The following is a 16,771-nucleotide window of genomic DNA, read 5'->3' as shown; positions in this document are numbered from 1 at the left end:
GCGGCGGCATGTCCCCTGGTCGCACCGGCTGCGGCCGGGCTGGGGACCGGGGGGTGGGATCGGGGTGCGCAGTGGATACGAGAAGGGGATGTTTTTCCACAACACGCACTTTTCAGCGCACAGCGAGTCAACATATCACCAGATTCACACAAACGGTATTGCCGCACAGTGAACAACCGAAAGGACATGTCCGCGACCGGGCCTCTCCCCCGCCCGGACGGGGCCATTGCCGCCCCCGGGGAAAGGGCGGTGAACTGCGGGAACGGAGTTCCGGCGGCGGCCCCGGCGGCCCCGGTAGGCGGAGGCAGGCCGGGGCCGCCGGGCGGGGGTCAGGGCGCGGGGCGGTCGGTGAGGCCGCACCTGTCGAGGGCCCTGCGGAAGGCGTAGGCGGGCGAGGCCGACACGTGCGCCCACAGGGAGCCCGGGGGGATCACGCGCCCGGCGTGGGCCAGGGCGCGGGCGGCGCGTTCGAGGTCTCCCCCGTAGTACAGGGCGGCGCCGAACAGGTGGGCGACGTTCGCGTGCTCGGGATCGAAGGAGACGTCCCCGGCCAGCCACCGGTCGGCGGCCCCGGCCAGCTCGCCGTGGACGCCCGGGTCGGCGAGGTAGCCCCCGACGAACTCCTTGGCGTCGGCGACGGTGGCGATCTCGGCCTCGTCCCGGATGGTGAGCATGATGAGCTCCCTGTGGGCGGCGGGCAGCAGCCCCAGGCAGGCGTCGCCGGGCCCGGCCAGGGCGGCGGTCTCCCGGGCGAAGGAGAACATCTCCTCGTGGGAGCCGCTCCACTTGCGGCACAGGACCTGGAGCCGGGAGTAGCGGCCGCGGTGGTGCCAGGAGTCCCGGGCGCACAGCTCCAGCCAGATCCGGTCGAGGTCCTCGCGGCGGACGCCCATGCCCAGGCAGTACCACTGGAGGTTGTTCCAGGGACGGGGGTCCTCGGGGGCGAGTTCCGCGGCGCGCATCAGGGCACCGGCCGCCGGTTCCAGGAACGCGAGGAAGGCGCGCGCCCGGTCCATGCCCACCGAGGCGGCCCAGCCCCCGCCGCGGATCTCCCAGGCCGCCTTCATGCGGGTGGACCCGCCGAGCAGGAGCAGGAGGGGATCGTCGTCGCCGTAGCGTTCCTCCAATACGGACAGGTGCGGGGTGCACTCGTCCGGGAGCACGTGCAGGCGCAGATCGGCCCGCTGGGGGTCGTCGACGGTCAGCAGCTCACGGGCCGTCGCGATGTCGCCGGCGCGGACGGCGGGCAGCGCCGCCGCGAGATCGGGGTCGCGCCAGATGTCGCCGAAGGTGATGCCCGCCTTCCTGACCTGGCGTTCCGTGATCTTGTCAATGCTCTTCTCGAGGAGCTTCAGGAGAACCACGGAGAACTTATATCGGATATACAGGCAATTTCTTCTTGTTCCTCGATATCAATAGCGAAACACGCGGAAAGCCTCTCGAAGAACAATGGCCACTCGCGTCCCGGTCCGGCCACGGAACGTCACCGGACGGGTTTTCCGCAGTCCGTACCGGCGTCGGGGTGTGCATCCGGAAAAGAGCGGGAAGGAGTGCGACAGGTCACACGCACGGCGTCCTGCCGCTCCGGGCCGCCCGCTCCACAGGGCCCGGGGCCCGTGGTTCGACCACGGGACGGCGGGGAATCTTGACGTGTACCCGCGTGTTACAACCCCGCGAGACCGCACAAGCGCCTGGGAGGCACCCACACGATGGCCGAGCGAGCACTGCGCGGCACCCGACTCGGGGCGACGAGCTACGAGAACGACCGCAACACCGACCTGGCTCCGCGGCAGGAGGTCACCTACGACTGCAGCCGGGGCCACCGCTTCTCGGTCACCTTCGCGACCGAGGCCGAGATCCCCGCCGAGTGGGAGTGCCGCTTCTGCGGCGACCGCGCTCTGCGCCGCGACGGCTCCGGGGAGGAGCCCAAGGCGGCCAAGCCGACGCGCACCCACTGGGACATGCTGCTGGAGCGCAGGAGCATGGAGGACCTGGAAGAGGTCCTCGCCGAGCGCCTGGAACTGCTCCGCTCGCGCCGCCGCGAAGAGGCGGCGAAGGTGGAGGAGATCGCCAAGCAGCGGCAGAGCGCCTGACGCACCGCATCCGGCAGGGGCGGCGGACACGGGAGTGTCCGCCGCCCCTGTCCGTGTGTCCGGGCCCTACTCGGCGCCGCGGCCGAACGGGTCGCCGGTGGAGCCGACCAGCTCCTTCACCGACTCGATGACGCGGGTGGGGCGGTAGGGGAACTCCTCGGCGGTCTCCCGGCCGGAGATGCCCGACAGCACCAGGATCGTCTGCAGCCCCGCCTCCAGGCCGCTGAGCACGTCGGTGTCCATGCGGTCGCCGACCATCAGCGTGTTCTCGGAGTGGGCGCCGATCCGGCGCAGGGCCGAGCGCATCATCAGCGGGTTGGGCTTGCCCACGAAGTACGGGCTGCGCCCGGTGGCCTTCTCGATGAGCGCGGCGACCGCGCCGGTGGCGGGCAGCGGGCCCTCCGCGCTGGGGCCGGTCTCGTCCGGGTTGGTGGCGATGAACCGGGCGCCGGCGCGGACCAGGCGGATCGCCCGCGTGATGGCCTCGAAGCTGTAGGTGCGGGTCTCCCCCAGCACCACGTAGTCGGGGTTGCGCTCGGTCATGACGTAGCCCACGTTGTGCAGGGCGGTGGTCAGGCCGGACTCGCCGACCACGTACGCCGACCCGTTGGGGCGCTGGGTCTGGAGGAACTGGGCGGTGGCCAGCGCCGAGGTCCAGATGGACTCCTCGGGGATGTCCAGGCCCGTGTTGAGCAACCGCGCCCGCAGGTCGCGCGGGGTGTAGATGGAGTTGTTGGTCAACACCATGAACGGGGTGCCGTGCTCGCGCAGCTCGGCGATGACTTCGTCGGCGCCGGGGACGAGGTGTTCCTCACGGACGAGCACGCCGTCCATGTCGAAGAGGTAGTTCCATTCGTTGCTCACGGGCCCATTGTGCCGGTAGCCGCGCCCGGCACGCCATTCCTACTCCCCGGTAGTCGATACTCCTCACACCCGGGGCGCGTCCCCGGACCCCTCCTCCAGCAGGGCGCCCAGGCGCTCGCGGGCGGCCGTGCGCAGCAGGTGCGCGTCGGCCCCGGCGGCCCCGCACTCCAGGGTGCTCCCGTCGCGGTTCTCCAGCACCAGGGTGGCGCGGTGCCCCTCGTCGGAGAGCCGGGCCCCGGCCAGCCCCGCGTACGAGTACGAGCGGCCGCCCTCCTCCACGGTGCGCCGCCGCCGCGGCTTCTCGCCGTCCCCGTCGCCGGAGGGCAGGGCCGCGCCCACCCGGCGGCGCACCGCCGGGATGAGCAGCAGCGGGAAGTAGAGCGGGAACAGGGTGACGAGCAGGAAGACCGTCAGGTACCCCAGGAGCTCCCCGGCGAGCTCCCTCCAGGCGAAGGCCAGGCCCGTGATCAGCAGCCCCGCCAGGCCGATCCCGACGGGTGCCAGGTGGAGGCCGGTGGGCTCGCCGCCGGTGGCCTGGAGCCAGATCAGCGGGATCCAGCCCACCCCGAACAGGATCAGCGACGCGGTCCCGAGCACGGCGGGCACCCGCTCCCAGCGGGACGGGCGCGCGAAGGTCCGCAGCCGGTAGCCGGACCGGCCCAGCGCCAGCAGCGCCCGGCCGCCCGGGTCGACCCGGACCTTGATCTCGGTGGCCATACGTTTCTCCGCCTCTGTGGTGGTCCCCGGCGATTATGGGCCACGGCGGGGGCGGTGGGAACCGGGTGGCCGGATCAGGACGCGCCGCGGGTCAGACCGGCGGCCAGGGCACCGCGGGCCAGTCGGGCGCCGGGTAGGGGTGGATGCGGTGCTCCAGGAGCAGGTCGGTGCGGGCCCGCACCGCGTAGACCTCGGGGCCGGTCAGGCGCAGCCCCAGCTCCCGGGTCAGGGCGTCCCGGGGGTCGGCCAGCCGGTCGCGCAGGCGCGCCAGCCCGGCCAGCGCCTCCTCGGGCAGCGCCAGCCCCTGCCACTGCCACAGCACCGTGCGGAGCTTGTAGTCCTCGGCGAAGGTCACCCCGTGGTCGCAGCCGTACAGATGCCCCTGCGGGGTGGGCAGCAGGTGGCCGATCTTGCGGTCGGAGTTGTTGATGACCGCGTCGAACACGGCCATGCGGCGCAGGGCGGCGTTGTCGGTCTCCCGGGACAGGGCGATCAGGTCCACGGTGGTGTCGCCGTGCACCCACAGCTGGACCATGCCCTCGCCGAAGGGCCCGTCCCGGTGGACGGTGGGCGGCACGATCTCCCAGCCGAGGGCGTCGGAGACGGCGTGTGCGGCGACCTCGCGCCCGGCCAGGGTGCCGTCGGGGAAGTCCCACAGCGGCCGCTCCCCCGCCACCGGCTTGTACACGCAGTTCGCCGAGAGGGTGCCGTCGGAGACGGTGCAGTACAGGGTGGTGTTGGAGGCGGCGGTGAGGCGCCCCTCGACGGTGATCTCGCCGGTCCGCAGCAGTTCCAGGCCCGCTGCGGGGGTGAGGCCGTCGAAGGGGCCGTCGAGCGCGGTGTCGTCGTGCGTCAAGGCGGGATCAGACCAGGCGGTCGGGCCGGTAGCCGTTCTGGCGCACGCAGATGTGGCCGGCGGGGTCCAGGGGACGCCCGCACAGCGGGCAGTCCGGGCGGCCCGCGGCGACCACCTTCAGGGCGCGGCCGGCGAAGGCGCGGGCGGCCCCGGGGGTGAGGTAGACGCGCAGGACGTCGCGGTGGGCCGGGCCCTCCTCGGTGAAGACCTCCAACTCCTCCTCGTCCTCGGTGAACTCCTCGGCCGCGGTCTCGTCGATCTCCTGGGCCTCGACGATGACGCGGGAGGCCTCGGCGTCCCAGGCCAGGGCCAGGGTCCCGACGCGGAAGTCCTGCTCGATGGGCTGTTCGAGGGGGCCCTCGTCCTCGGGGACGGCGCTGTCGTCCGGCGGCGCGCCGAAGCGTCGGTGCACCTCTTCCAGCAGCTCCTCGATACGGGTGGCCAGCGCCTCGACCTGCGCCTTCTCCAGGACGACGCTGGTGATACGGCCTTCCCCCACCGCTTGGAGGAAGAACGTGCGCTCCCCCGGCTGGCCCACGGTCCCGGCGACGAAGCGCTCCGGCGGATTGAACTGAAAGACGGGCATGCCTAGAACCTTAAGGGATCTCGGTGACGGTGTGCTCGGCCCCGGCGCCGCCGCCCACGGCGGCGTCCCCCGAGGCCTCGGCCGGGGTGGGCAGGACGGGCCCGGCCCCCTGGCCGGTGTCGTTGAGGACGTTGAGGAAGGGGCGGGTGCGCGTGTAGGTGATGGAGGTGACCGAGCAGGGGTCCACCCGCAGCCGCTGGAAGAGGTCCAGGTGCAGGCCCAGGGCGTCGGCGACGACGGCCTTGATGATGTCGCCGTGGCTGCACGCCACGTACACCGGGGGCGTCTCCCCGGGGGTGAGCAGCAGCCGGGCGTTCCAGTCGCGGACGGCCTCGACGGCGCGGGCGGAGGCCGCGGCCAGGGCCTCGCCGCCGGGGAAGCGGACGGCGGAGGGGTGGTCCTGCACGACCCGCCACAGGGGCTCCTCGGCCAGGTCCTTCAGGGCGCGCCCGGTCCAGGACCCGTAGTCGCACTCGATGAGGCGGTCGTCGGTGGTGACGGGGACGCCCAGCGCCCCGGAGACGGCCTCCGCGGTCTCCTGGCAGCGTTCCAGGGGGCTGGAGAGCAGCACCGCGGGGCGCAGCCCGGTCAGCCGGCGGGCCAGGTCGGCCGCCTGGCCGCGCCCGGTGTCGTTGAGGTGGATCCCGGGGGCGCGGCCGGCCAGCCGGGGCCCGGTGGCGTCGGTCATCCCGTGCCGGACGAGGATGAGCGTGACCGCCTGCGGGAGGGTGTCCTGGGATGGTGGTGTCGCCATGGCCACCACCCTAGGGCGGTGTGCGCCGGGAGGGGACCGGGGACACGGGCGGGCCCGGCCCCGCGGGGCCGGGCCCGCGGCGGGGCTGGTCAGCCGACCCCGGCTCCGCCCTCCGGGTCGAGCACGCCGGAGAAGACGAGCACGAGGATGAGGACGCCGAGCGCGATGCGGTAGTACACGAACGGCATGAAGCTGTGGGTGGAGATGAACCTCATCAGCCAGGCGATGACGATGTAGCCGATGACGAACGCCACGATGGTGCCGACGATGGTCGCGCCCCAGCCCGCGTACTCGCCGCCGCCGATGTCCAGCATCTTGTACAGGCCGGAGGCGAACACCGCGGGCAGCGCGATGAGGAACGCGAACTCGGCGGCGGCCGGGCGGTCGAAGCCCAGCAGGCGGCCGCCGGTGATGGTGGCGCCCGAGCGGGAGACGCCCGGGATCAGCGCCAGGGTCTGGAACAGGCCGAACGTGATGCCCCGGCCCAGGGTGAGGTCCTCCAGCTGCCGCTCGCGGCGGGCGAAGTGGTCCACGGCGCCCAGGATGACGCCGAAGACGATGAGGGTGAGCGCGATCAGGCGCAGGTCGCGGAAGACGCTGTCGATCTGGTCTTCCAGGAGCAGGCCCAGCACGCCGATGGGGATGGTGGCCAGGATGACGTACCAGCCGATGCGGGCGTTGACGTCGCCGCGCAGGTCGCGGTCGAACAGGGAGCGCAGCCAGGTGGAGATGACCGCCCAGATCCGCTTGCGGAAGTAGACCACCACCGCCAGCTCGGTGCCGATCTGGGTGACGGCGGTGAAGGCCGCACCGGGGTCGGGCCACTGGAAGAAGGCCGCGAACACGCGCAGGTGGGCGCTGGAGGACACGGGCAGGAACTCGGTGAGCCCCTGGATGAGGCCGAGGACGACCGCCTCGAAGATGGACACTCGGTTTCGGCTTTCCTTGACGGTCCGGCATGGGGGGCACCGGAGGGCGGCTGCGGGCTTTCCCCTGGGAACCGGGGGCCGGACCGGAGGGGGTCCGGGGGGCGGGGGACCGCTCCGGCCCGCGCGGACGGCGCGGTGGACGTCTCCGGCCGGGGCCTGACGAGGGTACGCCGTGGGGGTGGACGGCGGGCCGACTTCGGATGAACACGGTACCCTCCGCCGCATGGAACAGCGACAGGTGGGCCGATCGGGACTCTGGGTGTCCCGCACCGCCCTCGGCACGATGACCTGGGGCCAGGACACCTCCGAAGAGGAGGCCGGGCAGCAGCTCGCCGCGTTCGTCGACGCGGGCGGCACGCTCGTGGACACCGCGGACATCTACACGGGCGGGCAGAGCGAGCGGATCCTGGGCCGGCTGCTGCGCACCGCGGTGCGCCGCGAGGACGTGGTGGTGGCCACCAAGAGCGGCCACACCCCGGAGGGGTACCGGCCGGTGGACGCCTCGCGCCGCCACCTGCTGGCGTCCCTGGACGCCTCGCTGCGGCGGCTGCAGACCGAGTACGTGGACCTGTGGCAGCTGCACGTGTTCGACCCGGCGACGCCGCCGGAGGAGACGCTGGCGGCGATGGAGGCGGCGGTCGCCGCGGGCAAGGCCCGCTACGTGGGGGCCGGCGACCTGGACGCCTGGCAGTTCGCCACGCTGGCGACCTGGCAGCGGGCGCGGCCGGGCCGGGTGCCGCTGGTGAGCGTCGGCGCCGAGTACTCGCTGCTCAACCGGCGCGCGGACGACGACCTGCGGCCCGCCGCGGCGTCCGCCGGGGCGCACCTGCTGGCGTGGGCGCCGCTGGGCCGGGGGGTGCTCAGCGCCAAGTACCGGACCGGCACCCCGGCGAGCTCGCGGGCGGCGCTCCCGCACATGGCGTCGTACGTGGAGCCGTACCTGGACGAGCGCAGCCGCCGGGTGGTGGAGTCGGTGTGCACCGCGGCGGAGGGGCTGGGGGTGCCGCCGCTGGCGGTGGCGCTGAGCTGGGCGCGCGACCAGCAGGGGGTGGCGGCCGCCGTGGTGGGGCCGCGCACCCTGGCACAGCTGGAGCAGGTCCTGGGCGTGGAGGGCGTGGAGCTGCCGCCGGAGATCCGCGACGCGCTGGACGACGCGACGGCGGCGGGGCGCCGCTGAGGCGCCCGGCCGCCGCGGCGGTCAGTCCCCGGCCGGTTCGATCGGGAAGTTCTGGTCGAACACGTTGTGCGGGTCGTACTGGGCCTTGATCCCGCGCAGCCGGGAGAGGGCGGGCCCGGGGAAGGCCAGGGAGAGCACCCCGGGCCCGGTGCGGGTGTCGAAGCTCAGGTACATCCCGTCGATCGCGCCGTCCAGCTCCGCCCACCGCTCGTCGAGGCGGGCCGCGGTGCGCGGCGAGGCCAGCGCCGCCAGGGACTGGGCCTGGTGGCGGTGGGCGTAGGCGGTCGCGTCGGCGGGGACGTCGTTGACCGCCCCGCCGACCTGGCGCAGCTGCATGAAGTAGGTGGCGCCGGAGGCGAGCATGCCCGCCAGGGTCCGCGCGGTGTCCTCGGAGACCTCGGAGAGCAGTCCGGAGCGGCTCGCGGGGACGCCGGCCCCCGTGTGGGGCCCCTCGCCCCGGGGCAGGATCGCCGGGTAGGGCGCGAGCTGCGCGCTCTGGTCCAGGACCGGCCCCGCCTTGAGGAAGGGCTCCAGCGCCGCCACGGCGGCGTCGGTGTCGTCCCCGGCGTGGACGACCATCGCCCGGGCGACCGGCCCCGATCCGCCCCGGCCCGGGGCGGCGATGAGGAAGGCCGTGACCTCGCGGGGCGCGGCGGCGGTGATCTCCCCCCAGGCGCGCAGGAACCCGGCGGTGCGGGAGGCGTCGTAGGCGAACTGGGCGAGGACGACGTCGCCGACCGGCGCGGCGACGGCCTCCACGGAGGTGAGCACGCCGAAGTTGGCCCCGGCTCCGCGCATGGCCCAGAACAGGTCGGGGTTCTCGTCCGCGGCGGCGCGCAGGACCCGGCCGTCGGCGGTGACGACCTCCATCGCGGTGATGTGGTCGATCGTCAGGCCGTGGGCGCGGCCCAGGTAGCCGATGCCCCCGGTGGTGGCGATGCCGCCGACGCCGACGCCGCCGTGGTCGCCCGAGCTGACGGCCAGCCCGTGCGGGTGCAGGGCGGCGGCGACCTCGCTCCAGCGGGCCCCGGCGCCCAGGCGCACCCGGCGGGTGTCGGGGTCGAGGACCTCGACGCGGTTCATCCGGGACAGGTCGACGACGACGCCGCCGTCGTTGGTGGAGCGGCCGCTGATGCCGTGGCCGCCGCTGCGCACGTTGAGCGGGACGTCCTGGTCCAGGGCGTAGCCCAGGGCCTCGGCGACCTGGTCGGCGCTCTCCGGCCGCAGCACCAGGCCCGGCCTGCCGCTCTGCATGTAGCCGTGGCGGAGCCGGGTGTAGGCGCGGTCGCCGGGTTCGACGGCGTGGCCGCGCAGGTCCTCGGGGACGGCGTCGTAGTCGATGCCGGGGCAGCGTGCGGCCAGGGCCGCGGCGGCGCGGGCCGGGCCGGTGGCGGTGCCGGCGGAGGCGCGTTCCTTCTCGACGGCCTCGCGCAGGGCGGGCGCGACCTCGGCGCCGAACTCCTGGATGGTGCGCGGGTCGTCGCTACCGAGGATGAACGTGCTGAACCCGTGTTCCAGGACCAGCGGCAGCAGGTCGTCGACCCACTGGTCGGCGGGGCCCTGGAGGAAGCCGCGGCCGGTGGGCAGCAGGGCGCCCCCCGAGAGGTTGAGCATGCGCCGGACCATGCGCGGGTCGCGCCCGGCCTCCTGCGCGGCCTCGTCGATGATCCGGTTGGCGCCGGGCGCGTCGGCGATCTCCAGGTAACCCAGGCTGGGCAGCCAGCCGTCGGCCTTGGCGCCGGTGAGGCGGAGCATACGGGGTTTGTAGGCGCCCAGGTGGATGCCGATGTCGTGGGCGGGCGCGGGGCCGCGTTTCATGCCCGAGACGCGGTGGTGCTCGCCGTCCACGCGGACGCCGCCGCGGGCGTCGGTGTCCCAGGCCTGGCGGATGATGTCGATGCCCTCGGAGAGGGCGGCCACGCTCTGGCCGGGGGTGAGCCGGGGCCCGCCCATGGCGGCGATGCCGTCCCAGAAGGCGCCGGCGCCCAGGCCGAGCTCGAAGCGGCCGCCGGAGAGCAGGTCGAGGGAGGCCGCCTGGCGGGCGAGCATGGCCGGTCCGCGCAGCGGGAGGTTGAGGACGTTGCCGGAGACCGAGATGCGGCCGGTCCTGGCGGCGACCCAGGTCATCAGGGTCCAGGTGTCCAGGAAGCCCGGGTTGTAGGGGTGGTCCTGGAAGGTGGCCAGGTCGAGCCCGGCGGCCTCGGTGAGCTCGCCCAGGGCGACGGCGCGCTCGGGGTCGCCGGCCGAGGGCGTGATGAAGGTGCCGAACCGCAACGGGTGTCCGTAGTCGGGCATGGTGCTGTGTCTCCTCGGAGGGACGGTCGGAGGTCCGTGTCCCGGACGCCCGCAAAGTAGTTTGTGAGATCAATGATGTTCTGTGCAACTCATCGTACAGAAAACCTATTCCTGGTAGTCTCGGGGCATGACGACACCGAGCCCCGAGAGCGCGCGGGAGCCGCGGGAGCGCACCGACGGCCCGGCGCCCGACCTCGGCTGGTCGCTGGCGGTGGTGCTGCAGCGCTGGCACGAGCGGGTGGAGGAGTCGCTCTCCGACGTCCCGCACGGCAGCCGCGGCTACCACGTGCTGGTCGCCTGCGCCGCCGCCGAGGTCCCCACCCAGGCCGCGCTCGCCGAGCGCCTGCTCATCGACCGCAGCGTGATGACCTACCTGCTCGACGACCTGGAGGCCGCCGACCTGGTGCGCCGCCGGGTGGACGACGACGACCGCCGGGTGCGGCGGGTGTGCGTCACCGCGCACGGCCGCGAGGTGCTGGCCGACCTGGCCGCGCGGGTGGCCCACGTGGAGGAGCGCGTCCTGGCCGGACTGGACGAGGGCACCCGCGCCCTGTTCTGCGCCGCCGCCCGCACCGCGGCCGTCGCCATCCAGGAGTCCTCGCCCGACCTGGACCCCTGCGCCGCGGTGCGCACGGTGGTCGGCGACCCGTCGGCCGCGCGCCGGAACCCGCGCCGCCGCCCCCGCGCCCGCTCCTGAACGCCCCGCGCGCCCCGGGTCCGCACGGGGCCGACCCGGACGTCGTCACCTCTCGGTAGGCTCGTCGCGAGAGCAGGAGCACGAGATCGAGGGGGACCGGCCCAGGTGTCCGAGGCAGTCGAACAGGTCAGCGCCGTCCTACAGGGCATGCAGGCCCCGCCCTCCCTGGCGCCGCGGCTGGTGGCCGCGCTGGGCCCGGCGGCCGCGTCGGAGCTGGCCGCCGACCCGTGGCTGCTGCTGCGGCTGCCGCAGGTGACCGCGGAGCAGGCCGACTACTGCGCCCGCCGCGCCCTGGGCGAGGCCGCCCGCCCCGACGACCCGCGCCGCCTGGCCGCCCTGACCGCGCACACGCTGCGCACCGCCGCCGCCCGCGGGCACACCGCGGTGGAGGAGAAGCGGCTGGCCTCGCTGGTGGGCCGCCTGGGCGTCCCGGCCCCGGCCCGCGCCCTGGAGGCCGCCGTGGAGGCGGGCGCCTCGGCGGTGTTCGAGAGCACCGACGACTCCGACGACGACTTCGACTTCGAGGAGGGCGGGGTCCCGGACCTGCCCGAGCCCGAGCGGTTCCACGCCCTGCCCGACCTGGGCGAGGCCGAGCAGCGGCTGGGCGGGCACCTGGTGCGGCTCATCTCCGCCAACGACCCCGTCATGGACTCGGCCACCGCCGCCGAGACCGTCGACGCCGCCTGCGCCAAGGGCGGGTTCACCGTCACCGAGCACACCCGCGCCGCGCTGGTCACGGTCGCCCTGCGGCCGGTGACGGTGCTCTGGCACGGCCCGGGGGACGCCGCCGAGACCGCGCGCGCCCTGCTGTGCCTGGCCGCGATCGGCGAGGACAGCCGGGTGGGGATCACCGTGGTGGCGCCCACCGCGCAGACGGCCGCCGCCGTGGCCGCCGACCTGGCCGCGGTGGCCCAGGGCGATCCGGGGGTGCGCGTGCTCTCCCTGGCCGCCGCGCTGCGGCAGGGCCCCATCCCGTCGGGCCTGGTGGTGCTGTGCGAGTCGATGGCGGTGGGCACCGCCCGCGCCGCCGACCTGGCCGCCGCCTGCGCCGACGGCGCGCACCTGGTGCTGCTCGCCGACCCGAGGCAGGCCCCGTCGGCCACGCCGGGCCGGGTCGCCGAGGACATCGTGCGCTCGCGCACCGCCCACACCGCCGAGATCGCCGGCCCCGGGGACGACGGGGCCCCGGGACCCATCGCCGCCCTGGCGCTGGCCGTCTCCGAGGGCGAGGTCCCCGAGGTGGACGCCCCCGGCCGCGAGGTGGTGCGGGTCCCCGCCGCCACCGCGGAGGAGGCCGCCCACCGGGTCGTGCAGCTGGTCACCGACTCCATCCCGCGCGCGCTGGGAATCCCCGCCGGGGAGGTGCGGGTGGTCACCGCCCGCGAGGACGGCCCCGCCGGGGCCCGCGCGCTCAACGCCGCCTGCAAGGAGCGGCTGAACCCGGGCCCCGGCGCCCTGGGCGGGTTCGACCCCGGCGACGCGGTGCTGCTGGTGGCCGAGGGCCCCGGGTACGGCCCGGGCGACACCGGTGTCCTGCGCGGCCCCGTCGAGGGCGGCGTGGAGGTGGAGCTGGCCGACGGCGCGAAGGTCACCGTCGGCGACCCGGCGGCGCTGCGCCCGGGGTGGGCGCTCACCGTGGGCGCCGCCCACGGCGGCCGCTGGCCCGCCGTGGTGGGCGTGTTCCCGCCCGACGTGCCCGTGTCGCGGCCCCGGGTGTACACCGTGCTGACCCGCGCCCTGCGCCACGTGTCCCTGGTGGACGCCACCGGCGGCGGGCTGGAGACCGGGGTGCGCGAGACCCTGGCCCCCGACCGCGTCACCCGGCTGGTCCAGATCCTGCGCGAGGGCTGACCCGGGCGGGGTCAGCCCAGGACGCGCTGGACCTCCAGCATGCGCTCCACCACGCGGAACCCGAGGCGGTCGTTGACCGCCCGCATCGGGGCGTTGTCGGGGTCGACCCAGGTGCGGACCACCTTCGCGTCGGGGAACTCCCGGGCCAGCACCTCCAGGTTGCGGCGCTTGAGCGCGATGCCCAGACCGTGGCCGCGGTGGGCGCGCATGACCAGGGTGTCGTCCTGGTAGACCTCGCCCCCGCCCTCGGCGGGGACGAGCAGGAGGCTGTACCCGGCCCACTCTCCCGCCGCCGTGCGGGCGACGGACACGACGGCGGTGTACCCCTGGGCGGCCCGGCGCGCGTCCTCCGCCCGGAGGCGCTCGGGGTCCCATACCTCCGGCTCGGTGTCCAGGTCGCCCGTGGGCACGTCGCGCTCCATCGCCGTGCGCATCCGCGCGTAGGCCTCCAGGTGCTCCTCCGGGCAGGGGCCGGTCCAGGTGTGCAGCCAGTGGTCGGCGGAGGCCCCGGGCGGCGCGGCCGTCCTCTCCGGCGGCACCGGGAGGTCGAGGACCAGGTAGTCCTCCTCGTGCACCGTGGCGAACCCGTGGGCGCGGGCGAACCGGGCACCGGGCCAGTCGTCGGGGGTGTGCCCGCCGGGCACGTAGACCTCCCCGGTGGCGGTGGTGCGACCCTCCTCGGCCATGGCCTCCAGGGCCAGGCCCGCCAGGCGCGCCCCCAGGCCCCGGCCCCGGCGGTCGGGGACCACCGACACGTCCACCTCGGCCAGGTGCCGGTTCTCCCGGTCGGGCAGGTCCACCATGAGCGTTCCGACGGTGCGGCCGTCCTCCACCGCCGCGTACAGCCGGTGGTGCCGGTCGTCCCGGGGGGCGAGCATCCCCCTGAGGTCCGCATAGCCCATGACGGCGGCCTCCGGCCGCCCGTGCGTCGCCGCCTCCACCAGGGCGGTGTGCCAGGCCCGCAGGGCGGACTCGTCGGCGGGGTCGATCGGGGTGATCATCGAAGGGTGTCCTCTCGTCCGGTCGATGGTACGGCCGCGGGTTCGCCGAACCCGCGCAGCCGCGAAGACGTCATGGCGGCCGGCGCCGCGACGATCCGCCGCCCGGGTCCGTGTCGACCCCGCCGGAACGGCCCGGGCGGGCGCCGGGGTCAGCCCCGGGGGAGGTTCTCCTCGATGAGCGCGACGATCGCCGGGTCGTCGGGCACGGTCGAGGGCCGGAAGCGGTGGACCGCGCCGTCGGGCAGGACCAGGAACTTCTCGAAGTTCCACTTGACCCGCCCCGCGTCGCCCCCGGCGTCCGGGGTCCGGGTGAGCTCGGCGTACAGGGGATGCCTCCCCCTGCCGTTCACCTTGACCTTGCTCATCATCGGGAAGGTCACGCCCCAGGTCATGGAGCAGTACTCGGCGATCCTGTCCTCGCCGCCGAACTCCTGGAGGAACTGGTTGCTGGGGAAGCCCAGCACCGTGAACCCACGGTCGCCGTAGGTCTTCTGCAGCTCCTCCAGCGCACCGTACTGCGGGGTGAGCCCGCAGCGGGAGGCCACGTTCACCACCAGGCGGACCTTGTCCGCCCACTCCCCGAAGGTCGTCTCGCGCCCGTCGATCAGCGTCACCGGGATCTCGTTCAACTCCGCCATGGTCCACACCCCTCGTCACCGTGCCTGCGCGCCGGACTCCAGAGTGCCAGAGCCGCGCGGCGCGCTCTCACCGGTCTCTCACCCGGACGGCGTAACCTGCCGCACGGCGGCGGGCGAAGACGGGAGCAGTCGATGGAGCATTCCCCTGCCGGGGCCGAGGGGCCCCGGGTCCTCATCGTGGAGGACGAACCCAACATCCTGGAGCTGCTCACGGCGTCCCTGGAGCTGAGCGGCTTCACCACGCGGGGCGCGCCCCACGCCGAGGGCGCGCTGGCGGCCCTGTCCGGGTTCGCGCCCGACATCGCGCTGGTGGACGTGACCCTGCCCGGGCGCAGCGGCCTGGACCTGGTCGGGGACCTGCGGGCCCGGGTCCCCGGGCTGCCGCTGCTGTTCCTGACCGCGCGGGACACGGTCGGGGACCGGATCTCGGGTCTGCGGGCGGGGGCCGACGACTACATCACCAAGCCGTTCAGCCTGGAGGAGGTCGTCCTGCGGCTGCGGGCGGTGCTGCGCCGGTCCGGCGCCGAGGCGGCCGGGGAGCCGCTGCGCTACGGCGACCTGGAGCTGGACGAGGACGCCCACGAGGTGCGGCGCGGCGGGGTGCCGATCGACCTGTCCCCCACCGAGTTCGCGCTGCTGCGCTACCTGCTGGCCAACGCGGGCCGGGTGCTGACCAAGACGCAGATCCTGGACCGGGTGTGGGGCGGCCAGAGCGACGACGTGCGGGTGGTGGAGACCTACATCAGCTACCTGAGGCGCAAGATCGACCGGGACCGGCCGCCGCTGATCCGGACGGTGCGCGGGGTCGGCTACGGGCTCCGCCCGCCCCGGGCCGAACGGTGAGGCGGCCGCGGTCGCTGCGCGGCGGGATCACGCTGGCGGTGCTGGCCCTGGTCGCCCTGGGGCTGGTGGTGTCGGGGGCCGCCGGGGTGCTGCTGCTGCACCGGGCGCTCGTCCAGGAGGTGGACCACCGCCTGCGCGGGCTGGCCGCCGCCGAGGCGCCCCCGCGCTCCGATGGGTTCCCACCGGAGGAGGCCGGGCACCGGCCGCCGCCGCTGCCCACCGACCTGCGGTCGCTGTCGGTGTCCGCCGACGGCGAGGTGACACGGAGCAGCGGGCAGAGCTCCGGGGACGAGGGGCTGCCCGACGTGTCCGGGGTGGGCGCCGAGGGGCTGCGCGAGCGCGCGGGCGTCCCCTTCACGCTGCCGGACACCGGTGGCGGGGACGACTGGCGGGTGCTGGCCACCGCGCGGGAGGACGGCGGCGCGGCGGTGGTGGCGCAGTCGCTCGGCGGCGTCGGCACCACCGTGCGCACCCTGGTGCTCATCGAGGTGTCGGTCGGCGCGGTCATCCTGACCGCGCTGGGGGTCGGCGCGACCGCGGTGGTGCACCGCAGGCTGCGGCCGCTGCGGGAGATGGAGGAGACCGCCCGGGCGATCGCCGGGGGCGACCTGGACCGGCGGGTGCCCCGCGACGGCGCGGCCGCGGAGGTGGACCGGGTGGGCGAGGCGCTGAACACGATGCTGGGCGAGCTGTCCCGGGCGCTGGCCGAGCGCGACCGGTCGGCGGCCACCACCCGGCGGTTCGTCGCGGACGCCTCCCACGAGCTGCGCACACCGCTGTCGTCGATCCGGGGGTTCGCCGAGCTGTACCGCCAGGGGCGCGACCGGGGCGTGGTGGCCGGGGACGAACGCGGCGACGGCTGGGTGGCGCGGATCGAGGGCGAGGCCGAGCGGATGGGCGCGCTGGTGGACGACCTCCTGGTGCTGTCCCGGTTCGACGAGGAGCCCGCTCTGGAACGGGCCGACGTGGAGCTGGGGGCGATCGCCCGGGAGGTCGCCGCGGCCGTGTCGGCCCGGGCGCCCCGGGCGCCGGTGCGGGTCGAGGCGGCCGTGCCGGTGCGGGCCGTGGGCGATCCGGGCAGGCTGCGCCAGGTCCTGGAGAACCTGGTGGGCAACGCGGTCGCCCACACCCCGGAGGGGACGCCGGTGCTGGTGCGGGTGGACCGGGGCCCGGTGCCGGAGGGCGGCGCCCCGGCGCGGGCCGGGGAGCTGCCGCCGGAGGTGGCCGAGGTGGCGGTCGTGACCGTCGCCGACGAGGGGCCGGGGATCGCCGCGGCGGACCTGCCGTTCGTGTTCGACCGGTTCTACCGGGCGCCGGGGCCGCGCGGGCCGGGCGCCGGGCTGGGGCTGGCGATCGTGGCGGCCCTGGTGGGGGCGCACCAGGGGGTGGTGACGGCGGACTCCGGCCCGGAGGGCGGAACGGTGTTCACGGTGCTGCTGCCGCTGGGATGAGGCCCCGGCCCCCGGTGCC

At 75.1% G+C, this 16,771-nt stretch carries 16 protein-coding genes; 6 read left to right on the top strand and 10 right to left on the bottom strand.

Features of this window, described 5'->3' with window-relative positions:
• Window positions 1-329 precede the first annotated feature (329 nt).
• On the bottom strand, window positions 330-1,364 hold the full coding sequence (locus KGD84_RS11845; RefSeq protein ID WP_220560345.1) for a hypothetical protein: 1,035 nt from the start codon (window positions 1,362-1,364) through the stop codon (window positions 330-332).
• Window positions 1,365-1,709: 345 nt separating this feature from the next.
• Between KGD84_RS11845 and KGD84_RS11840 the strand changes: the two genes are divergently transcribed.
• Window positions 1,710-2,093 (top strand): RNA polymerase-binding protein RbpA, encoded by a 384-nt coding sequence (locus KGD84_RS11840; protein ID WP_220560344.1) that lies wholly within the window; start codon window positions 1,710-1,712, stop codon window positions 2,091-2,093.
• 66 nt (window positions 2,094-2,159) lie between these two features.
• Here KGD84_RS11840 and KGD84_RS11835 read toward each other — a convergent pair whose 3' ends face one another.
• The 6 genes from KGD84_RS11835 to KGD84_RS11810 all read right to left on the bottom strand — a co-directional run bounded on the left by KGD84_RS11835 (window position 2,160) and on the right by KGD84_RS11810 (window position 6,799).
• A complete protein-coding gene (locus KGD84_RS11835; protein WP_255646465.1) occupies window positions 2,160-2,957 on the bottom strand; it encodes an HAD-IIA family hydrolase in 798 nt (265 codons plus the stop codon).
• Window positions 2,958-3,020: 63 nt separating this feature from the next.
• On the bottom strand, window positions 3,021-3,674 hold the full coding sequence (locus KGD84_RS11830) for a hypothetical protein (protein ID WP_220560343.1): 654 nt from the start codon (window positions 3,672-3,674) through the stop codon (window positions 3,021-3,023).
• 91 nt (window positions 3,675-3,765) lie between these two features.
• Complete coding sequence (locus KGD84_RS11825; protein ID WP_220560342.1) at window positions 3,766-4,530, bottom strand: SCO1664 family protein; 765 nt, start codon at window positions 4,528-4,530, stop codon at window positions 3,766-3,768.
• 7 nt (window positions 4,531-4,537) lie between these two features.
• Window positions 4,538-5,116 carry a DUF3090 domain-containing protein gene (locus tag KGD84_RS11820; protein WP_220560341.1) on the bottom strand — a complete coding sequence of 193 codons (579 nt, stop codon included), beginning with the start codon at window positions 5,114-5,116 and terminating at the stop codon, window positions 4,538-4,540.
• Window positions 5,117-5,126: 10 nt separating this feature from the next.
• A complete protein-coding gene (locus tag KGD84_RS11815) occupies window positions 5,127-5,870 on the bottom strand; it encodes an MSMEG_4193 family putative phosphomutase (protein WP_220560340.1) in 744 nt (247 codons plus the stop codon).
• Window positions 5,871-5,959: 89 nt separating this feature from the next.
• On the bottom strand, window positions 5,960-6,799 hold the full coding sequence (locus tag KGD84_RS11810; RefSeq protein WP_220560339.1) for an undecaprenyl-diphosphate phosphatase: 840 nt from the start codon (window positions 6,797-6,799) through the stop codon (window positions 5,960-5,962).
• 223 nt (window positions 6,800-7,022) lie between these two features.
• Between KGD84_RS11810 and KGD84_RS11805 the strand changes: the two genes are divergently transcribed.
• Entirely contained in the window at window positions 7,023-7,976 is a 954-nt protein-coding gene (locus tag KGD84_RS11805) for an aldo/keto reductase (RefSeq protein WP_220560338.1), read from the top strand.
• A gap of 21 nt (window positions 7,977-7,997) precedes the next feature.
• Here KGD84_RS11805 and KGD84_RS11800 read toward each other — a convergent pair whose 3' ends face one another.
• Window positions 7,998-10,271 (bottom strand): LLM class flavin-dependent oxidoreductase, encoded by a 2,274-nt coding sequence (locus tag KGD84_RS11800; protein WP_220560337.1) that lies wholly within the window; start codon window positions 10,269-10,271, stop codon window positions 7,998-8,000.
• Between the two features lie 127 nt (window positions 10,272-10,398).
• Between KGD84_RS11800 and KGD84_RS11795 the strand changes: the two genes are divergently transcribed.
• Both KGD84_RS11795 and KGD84_RS11790 read left to right on the top strand, forming a co-directional pair.
• Window positions 10,399-10,968, top strand: a complete 570-nt coding sequence (locus KGD84_RS11795; protein ID WP_220560336.1) for a MarR family winged helix-turn-helix transcriptional regulator — start codon at window positions 10,399-10,401, stop codon at window positions 10,966-10,968.
• A 105-nt stretch (window positions 10,969-11,073) separates the two neighbouring features.
• Window positions 11,074-12,819, top strand: coding sequence for a helix-hairpin-helix domain-containing protein (locus tag KGD84_RS11790; RefSeq protein ID WP_220560334.1), 1,746 nt, complete (start codon window positions 11,074-11,076; stop codon window positions 12,817-12,819).
• An 11-nt stretch (window positions 12,820-12,830) separates the two neighbouring features.
• On the opposite strand, the gene KGD84_RS11785 is transcribed toward KGD84_RS11790, so the two are convergent.
• Window positions 12,831-13,820, bottom strand: coding sequence for a GNAT family N-acetyltransferase (locus KGD84_RS11785; RefSeq protein ID WP_220560332.1), 990 nt, complete (start codon window positions 13,818-13,820; stop codon window positions 12,831-12,833).
• A 149-nt stretch (window positions 13,821-13,969) separates the two neighbouring features.
• On the bottom strand, window positions 13,970-14,458 hold the full coding sequence (locus KGD84_RS11780) for a glutathione peroxidase (RefSeq protein WP_220560331.1): 489 nt from the start codon (window positions 14,456-14,458) through the stop codon (window positions 13,970-13,972).
• A 132-nt stretch (window positions 14,459-14,590) separates the two neighbouring features.
• Here KGD84_RS11780 and KGD84_RS11775 point away from each other — a divergent pair, with 132 nt between their 5' ends.
• The gene (locus KGD84_RS11775; protein WP_220560330.1) at window positions 14,591-15,301 is read left to right on the top strand and encodes a response regulator transcription factor; all 711 of its coding nucleotides are present in this window, start codon (window positions 14,591-14,593) and stop codon (window positions 15,299-15,301) included.
• Complete coding sequence (locus tag KGD84_RS11770) at window positions 15,298-16,752, top strand: sensor histidine kinase (protein ID WP_220560329.1); 1,455 nt, start codon at window positions 15,298-15,300, stop codon at window positions 16,750-16,752. Before KGD84_RS11775 ends, KGD84_RS11770 begins: the two co-directional genes overlap by 4 nt.
• Window positions 16,753-16,771: the final 19 nt, after the last annotated feature.

This window comes from Nocardiopsis changdeensis (genome assembly GCF_018316655.1).
In the GTDB taxonomy this organism is placed as follows: domain Bacteria; phylum Actinomycetota; class Actinomycetes; order Streptosporangiales; family Streptosporangiaceae; genus Nocardiopsis; species Nocardiopsis changdeensis.
The sequence above is the reverse complement of the archived record's forward strand: the minus strand, read 5'-3'. Positions and strand labels throughout refer to the sequence as shown.

Bases quoted from the DNA above. Each gene is read 5' to 3' on its own strand.
- KGD84_RS11785 (WP_220560332.1), bottom strand. From the start codon at position 13,820: ATGATCACCCCGATCGACCCCGCCGACGAGTCCGCCCTGCGGGCCTGG.
- KGD84_RS11820 (WP_220560341.1), bottom strand. From the start codon at position 5,116: ATGCCCGTCTTTCAGTTCAATCCGCCGGAGCGCTTCGTCGCCGGGACC.
- KGD84_RS11805 (WP_220560338.1), top strand. From the start codon at position 7,023: ATGGAACAGCGACAGGTGGGCCGATCGGGACTCTGGGTGTCCCGCACC.
- KGD84_RS11795 (WP_220560336.1), top strand. From the start codon at position 10,399: ATGACGACACCGAGCCCCGAGAGCGCGCGGGAGCCGCGGGAGCGCACC.
- KGD84_RS11800 (WP_220560337.1), bottom strand. From the start codon at position 10,271: ATGCCCGACTACGGACACCCGTTGCGGTTCGGCACCTTCATCACGCCC.
- KGD84_RS11780 (WP_220560331.1), bottom strand. From the start codon at position 14,458: ATGGCGGAGTTGAACGAGATCCCGGTGACGCTGATCGACGGGCGCGAG.
- KGD84_RS11815 (WP_220560340.1), bottom strand. From the start codon at position 5,870: ATGGCGACACCACCATCCCAGGACACCCTCCCGCAGGCGGTCACGCTC.
- KGD84_RS11830 (WP_220560343.1), bottom strand. From the start codon at position 3,674: ATGGCCACCGAGATCAAGGTCCGGGTCGACCCGGGCGGCCGGGCGCTG.
- KGD84_RS11840 (WP_220560344.1), top strand. From the start codon at position 1,710: ATGGCCGAGCGAGCACTGCGCGGCACCCGACTCGGGGCGACGAGCTAC.
- KGD84_RS11775 (WP_220560330.1), top strand. From the start codon at position 14,591: ATGGAGCATTCCCCTGCCGGGGCCGAGGGGCCCCGGGTCCTCATCGTG.